Annotated in this window: 6 protein-coding genes and 2 pseudogenes; 2 read left to right on the top strand and 6 right to left on the bottom strand. The window is 67.4% G+C overall.

Going from position 1 to position 6,182, the window contains the following annotated elements; all coding sequences use genetic code 11:
- On the bottom strand, positions 1-106 hold a 106-nt coding region (locus FV217_RS23575; RefSeq protein ID WP_348641979.1), incomplete at its 3' end, for a ChbG/HpnK family deacetylase.
- On the opposite strand from FV217_RS23575, the pseudogene FV217_RS21505 reads away from it, so the two are divergent.
- Positions 74-247: pseudogene (locus FV217_RS21505) on the top strand (PTS cellobiose transporter); the annotation flags it as partial. The gene FV217_RS23575 and the pseudogene FV217_RS21505 overlap by 33 nt on opposite strands.
- Before the next feature lie 14 nt (positions 248-261).
- On the opposite strand, the gene FV217_RS21510 reads toward FV217_RS21505, so the two are convergent.
- The 3 genes from FV217_RS21510 to FV217_RS21520 are packed head-to-tail and all read right to left on the bottom strand — an operon-like array spanning position 262 to position 3,630.
- A complete protein-coding gene (locus FV217_RS21510; protein ID WP_147820543.1) occupies positions 262-657 on the bottom strand; it encodes a type II toxin-antitoxin system VapC family toxin in 396 nt (131 codons plus the stop codon).
- Between the two features lies 1 nt (position 658).
- A complete protein-coding gene (locus FV217_RS21515) occupies positions 659-919 on the bottom strand; it encodes a type II toxin-antitoxin system prevent-host-death family antitoxin (RefSeq protein ID WP_147820545.1) in 261 nt (86 codons plus the stop codon).
- Between the two features lie 56 nt (positions 920-975).
- Complete coding sequence (locus FV217_RS21520; RefSeq protein WP_147820547.1) at positions 976-3,630, bottom strand: MMPL family transporter; 2,655 nt, start codon at positions 3,628-3,630, stop codon at positions 976-978.
- 580 nt (positions 3,631-4,210) lie between these two features.
- On the opposite strand from FV217_RS21520, the gene hpnH reads away from it, so the two are divergent.
- Positions 4,211-5,377 (top strand): adenosyl-hopene transferase HpnH, encoded by a 1,167-nt coding sequence (gene hpnH / locus FV217_RS21525; protein ID WP_147820549.1) that lies wholly within the window; start codon positions 4,211-4,213, stop codon positions 5,375-5,377.
- Here the strand turns inward: hpnH and FV217_RS21530 are convergent.
- Entirely contained in the window at positions 5,327-6,022 is a 696-nt protein-coding gene (locus FV217_RS21530) for a phosphorylase (RefSeq protein WP_147820551.1), read from the bottom strand. The genes hpnH and FV217_RS21530 overlap by 51 nt on opposite strands.
- A pseudogene (locus FV217_RS23580) lies at positions 6,022-6,182 on the bottom strand (sugar transporter); the annotation flags it as partial. The gene FV217_RS21530 and the pseudogene FV217_RS23580, both read right to left, overlap by 1 nt.

Consider the following 6,182-nt stretch of genomic DNA (forward strand, 5'->3'; position numbering starts at 1 on the left):
GCGCCACGGCATCGGCCGCAGCGGGCGCCGAAACCATCAGGCTCGCCGCGGTGAGGATCCCCTCGCGATGCGCCTGCTCGACGGCCTCACCGAACTCTACACCCACCCCGCCACCGCCGGCGGATTCGCGGGAGAGGCGCCGGGCTACGCTTATGCGGACGAGCGGGATGCATTGATCGCAGTGGAGTCGCGGGAGGTCGTGGCGCGGGTGGGGGCGGTGAGCGGCGGGTTTTCGGATTTTGGTTGAGGCAGCTTAGGCGGCTATAGCCCGGTCGCAACGAGTGGATGCCCCACCATCGCACCGTCCGCGGTCACCAGCAGGCGGCCCTCCACACGACATTGCGCCAGGAGGAGCCTGTCGAACGGATCGCGCGTCGCCGGTTCGGGCAGGGCATCGACAACAACGTGAGCCCGATCGATCGGCAGGATCGATAATCCGGCAGCCTCGAAGAACGCCGCAAGCTTCGGAAGTGAAATTCCCGGGTCGAGCTTTCCCAAGCGGGTCTTGATCGCGATTTCCCAAAGACTGACGACGCTCGCTGAAACGTCGTGGACTCGTCTTTCAAGCTTCAGCCCGGAAGCGATGGCCGGGTACCGCTGCTGCAATGTACCCGTCGAAAGTCCGATCAGGACATGAGTATCGACGAGCAGCCGCACGTCAGGGCAGGGGCCTCAAGAGGAAGTCCTCGAGCAGCGGATCGTCGAAGTCGTCAGCTACGTAAGGAAATGGGTCGGGCAGGCCTTCCTCGCGCAAATAGCGACGTCCGGCTTCGAGATCGAAACCGCCGCGTGGCTGATGCGGTACCATGTCCGCGATAGGCTTCCCGTCGCGGGTGAGCACGATCGTCTCACCGTCCTCGACCCGGCGGGCAAGATCGGCAAGTCTGTCCGCAGCATCGGAAAGCGAAACCGTCTCCATTGCCGAAGATTAGGCAGGAGCAGCGGCGGCGTCCAGAGGCCACCCAGAATCCGTGGCTACTTCACCGCCACCGGCTCCCGCGCCGCCCTGTCCATGGCCGCCGGCTTGCCGGCATCCTCGCCCTCGGGCCGCTTCGCATCGGGCTGCTTCGGCGGAGGGCCGAGGAAGGCCGGGACGACGAAGAACGCCGCGATCAGCGTGAAGAACAGCGACAGTGCCAGCAGCTTGCCCATGCTGGCGGTGCCGGGATGGCTCGACAGCACCAGCGAGCCGAAGGCGGTGCCGGTGGTCAGCGCCGAGAAGAAGATCGCCCGGGTCAGACTGGAGGCGAGCATGTCGGCGACCCCGGCACGCCAGGCGATCACGTAGTAGATGTGGAAGGCCACGCCCACGGCGAGCATCAGCGGCAGGGCGATGATGTTGGCGAAGTTCAGCGGCATGCCGATGAGATGCAGCGTCATCAGCGTCCATAGGGTGGCGAGCACCAGCGGTCCGAGCGTCATGGCGACGTCCCAGGGTTTGCGCAGCGCCACCGAGAGGATGATGAAGATCAGCGCCAGCGCCGTCAGGCCGGCCTGGACGAAGGCGCCGAGGATGGTGTGGCTCGATTCCGTCGTGGCGATCGGCGCGCCGGTGGCGTGCGGAGCCACCGTCTGGACCTGCTTGGCGAAGCGGCGCAGCACCTCGTCGTTGTTCGAATCGCCCTTGGGGTGGACCTCGATGCGCGAGCGCCCGTCCGCGGTTACCCACTCGGCCTTGAGCTGCGGCGGCAGGTTCTGCAGCGTGATTTTTTCGGGGTTCAGCAGCCCGGCCAAGCGACGCAGCAGGGTTTTAAGGTCGGTGGTGAGCGCGACCGAGGCCGCCTCGCGGGTCGTGACGGGTGCGGCGGCGAGCTTGTCGAGCGTCGCGGAGAGCGAACCAGCGGCCTTCGCGCCGGCCGACTTGCCGTCGTCGATGCCCTTGAGGGCGACGGCGGTCTCCTTGATCGCCTTGACGTTCTCGGCGTCCGTCGGCGGCGGCTGCTTCTTGCCGGGGTTGAGCGCCGGACCGAGCAGCTGCGCCGTCTCGGCGATGGTCTGGAGCTTCTGGTCCTGGTCGCGCGGCACGAAGGTGTCGATGTTGATCACCTTGGCCACGGCTTCGAGCTTGAGCAGCCTGTCCGACAGCTCGGGCACGCCGTCGACGTTCGGGGCCAGCGCGTCGACCGTGTTCGGGCTCGTCGCGGGATCCTGGATCAGGTCGAGATAGGTCGCGATCGATTCGACCTTCGCACTGCGCAGGTGCATCGGGTTCGAATCAAAGGGCAGCTTCAGGAGCAGCGGGATGCCGGCGATCGTGATCAGGCCGACGCCCACGAGCACGTATTTGCGGTTCTCGACGATCCAGTGGTCGGCGCCCGCGAGCCAGGTCGTCTCGACGGCGCGCTTCTCGCCACGCGGATGGAACACCGCGATCAGCGCCGGCAGCAGCGTCAGCGCGAACAGGTAGGCGACGATCATGCCGACGCCGGCGATCAGGCCGAGTTCGGAGACGCCGCGGAACTGGGTGGGCAGGAAGGCGAAGAAACCGGCGATCAGCGAGATCGCGGCCAGCGTCAGCGAGACGCCGACGCCCCGCGCGGCGGCCCGGATCGCCGCGCCGACCTCGCCGACCTCGTAGCGGTCGGCCCGGTAGCGCACCGCGAACTGGATGCCGAAATCGATGCCGAGCCCGACGAAGAGCGCGGCGAAGGCCACGGAAATCGGATTGAGCTCGCCGACCATGAGCAGGCCCAAAGCCGCGGTCACGATGAGGCCGGCGAAGGTGGTGATCAGCACGCCGACCACCAGCGGACCCGAGCGCAGGGCCAGGAACAGGAACAGGACGATGGCTGCGGTCGTGATCGAGTAGTTCAGGAGGGCGTCGTCGGAGAGCGTCGCGAACTCGTCGTCGGCCACCGCGACCGGGCCGGTGAGGCGCATGCGCAGACCCTCGGCCTCGGTGATCTTCAGGTCCTTGGCGAGGTTGCGGATCAGCTTCGTCGCCTCGCGGCCCGGCTCCAGCGCATTGTAGTCGAGCACCGGCTGGATCATCACGAACTTGCGCTTGTCCGTGGTCTCGGACTTGCCGCCTGCCAAAAGCTCTTGCCACGACATCCGGGCCGGATTGCCGGCGAGCACCGTCTTCAAGGTGTCGTCGATCCGCGTCATCGGCTGCTCGAGATCCTCGAGCTTGGCGTCGCCGGACTTCACGCCCTTCGCGCCCATGGCGAGCACGCGCATGATGCCGCGCAGGGACGGGTCGGCCGCGAGCGGCCCGAGCAGGCCCTGCTGCTCGATGAGCTTCTCGGTGGTCTGCTCGAGCTCCTTCTGCGACATCAGCAGAAGGCCGTTCTTGTCGAAGAACGGGCCGCCATCCGGCCGGTAGACCGTGTCGATCTGGTCCTTGTGGACGGCGAGCGCCTTCGAGAACTCGACGGCGGCCTCCTCGGCGATCTCCGGCGTACGGCCGTCGATGACGGCGACGACGAGGTTGGAGCGCTGCGGGAAGGCCTTCTCGAACTGGATCTCGTCCTGCCGCCACGGCACGCTCGGCTCGATCAGCCGCTCGACATCGGTGTTGATGCGGAACAGATGGGCGGCGACGCCACCGCTCGCGGCCGTGATCAGCGCGATCATGGCGATGACGAGCCAACGGCGCTGTACGGAAAACGCGACGAGACGTTCGATCACGCGGTATCCTGCCTGCCTCAATCCGACCCATGCGCCGCTGGAGGAGTCGGGCGGCGGATCCCGCCGTCTCCCCGTGCGTACAGCCGGAGTCTCCACCGGCAGGCGAGGATCGCCCCTCCGAAATCGACCCGAGAGGCCCGGCCTCGTGAACGGCCGATCGCGAACCCGCGCCGGCCGCAAAGCCGGCTCGCCGGCCCGCGACGTCGCCCTCGGTGGCGCGCTAAGTACTGGTCCCGGCCCCGGAATGCAACGCGACGGGAATTTCGTGGAGCCTCCGCCCCCGACATGATGTATTGCATTGCAGCATTGCGGCGGGCACCTGGGCCGGCCGCTGCCGTCCCCACCCTCGGGGTGCCGCGGCGGCGGCTTTCAGGAGCGCACGGGGTTCGCGCCGAGGGCGGAGCGGCCCATCGCTCACGTCGCTGTGGTGGCCTGCCGGACACGCCGACAGCAGATACACCGACGCGGCCGCCCTTTTTCGGCCACTTCGAATTGGTTCCAGACTACATCCCTGGAATTCAGAAATTTTTCGCGCTAAGCAGCCCCTTCGATCTCGGGGCCAACAACAAGGAGCCGCGTCTTGGGAATCCCGATACGGTACGTCGCGAAGATCGGCGGCTACATCGTCAAGCAGCACCTCACCGGACGTAAGCGCTACCCGCTCGTCATGATGATGGAGCCGCTGTTCCGCTGCAATCTCGCCTGTGCCGGATGCGGCAAGATCGATTACCCGGATGAGATCCTGAACAAGCGCCTGCCGGTGGACGAGGCGCTCGAATCCGTGCGCGAGTGCGGCGCTCCCGTGGTGGTCATCGCCGGCGGTGAGCCCCTCCTGCACAAGGATCTGCCGCAGATCGTGCAGGGCATCATCGCGCAGAAGAAGTTCGTCATCGTCTGCACGAACGCGCTGCTGCTCGAGAAGAAGATCAAGGACTACAAGCCGAGCCCGTACTTCACGTGGTCGATCCATCTCGACGGCGACAAGTCGATGCACGACCAGTCGGTCTGCCAGCGCGGCGTCTACGACAAGGCCGTCGCTGCGATCGCCAAGTCGAAGGAGATGGGCTTCCGGACGACGATCAACTGCACGTTCTTCAACAACTCGCAGCCGGACAAGATCGCCGACTTCTTCGACAGCGTCACCAAGATGGGCGTCGACGGCATCACCGTCTCGCCGGGCTACGCCTACGAGCGCGCGCCCGACCAGCAGCACTTCCTCAACCGTCAGGCCACCAAAAACCTGTTCCGCGGCGTCTTCCGCCACGGCAAGGAGAAGGGCCGCGAGAAGTGGACCTTCCAGCAGTCCGGGCTGTTCCTCGACTTCCTGGCCGGCAACCAGACCTACCATTGCACGCCGTGGGGAAACCCGACGCGCACGGTCTTCGGCTGGCAGAAGCCCTGCTACCTCCTCGGAGAAGGCTACGCCGCGACCTTCAAGGAGTTGATGGACGACACCGACTGGGACGCCTACGGCACGGGCAACTACGAGAAGTGCGCCGACTGCATGGTCCATTCGGGCTACGAGGCCTCGTCGGTCGTCGATTCGGTCCGCAAGCCCTGGAAGCCGGTGCTCCACGCCATCCGCGGCATCAGGACCGAGGGCAAGATGGCGCCCGAGATCAACCTCGATAAGCAGCGTCCGGCCGAATACGTCTTCTCCCGCAACGTCGCCCAGAAGCTGTCCGAGATCAAAGCCTCAGGCGTCGACACCAAGCGCGAGACCCAGAAGCGCGCGAGCGCGGCCTAAGCCCCGAAACGCCTCGCCCGAATCCCGGGCGAGGCGCACCAGTTCACCGATCCGCGCCTCGCGCCGCACGAGCGCCCTGAGCACCGCCGGTACGTCCGGATCGCCATTCGGCTTCAGCGCCGCCGCCGCGAAGGCCGGCAGGGCGCGCTCCGCCGGATCGCAGACCACCCGCAGGATCGCGAAGGGCAGGCCGCGCCGCGCTGCGAACGCGGCCGCCACGTGCGATTCCATGTCGACAACCGCCGCGCCCGTGCGGGCGTGCAGAGCCGCTTTGGCACCGGCCGTCAGGATCGCCGCCTCGACGCCCGCCACGTCCGCCGAGACCACGCGCCGGCCGAGCGCCGCGAGCCTCTCGGCATGAGCCGCGACGATGGCCGGATCGCAGGGCAGGCGCCGATCGCCCCCCTCGGCCACGACGATCACCGCCGATCCGATGACGACGTCGCCGGGCGCAAGGTCCGGATCGAGCCCGCCGGCGATGCCGAAGCTGATCACGGCCCGAAGCGGTCGGTCGGGCAGGGCAGCGAGCCTGTCCCGCAAGACGGCCGGACGACCTCCGGCCTGAAGCGTCTCGACGCCGTCTCCGGCGGCGATCCGCGCCTCGCGGGCCAGACCCGCGACGGCGAGGACGGAGGCGCCGCGCATTACCGGCCGACTGCGTAGACGGATGCCGCGGTCGTGACGGGCGATGCGACGGTGGAGAACACGCTGAGCACCTTCTGGACTTCCGAGAACGGCGCGTTCGAGACGTAGAGCACGTCGCGGCTGCGCATGCGGAAGGCCTGGGCCAGGAACAGGCCGTTGG

The organism is Methylobacterium sp. WL9, from assembly GCF_008040035.1.
Classification (GTDB): domain Bacteria; phylum Pseudomonadota; class Alphaproteobacteria; order Rhizobiales; family Beijerinckiaceae; genus Methylobacterium; species Methylobacterium thuringiense.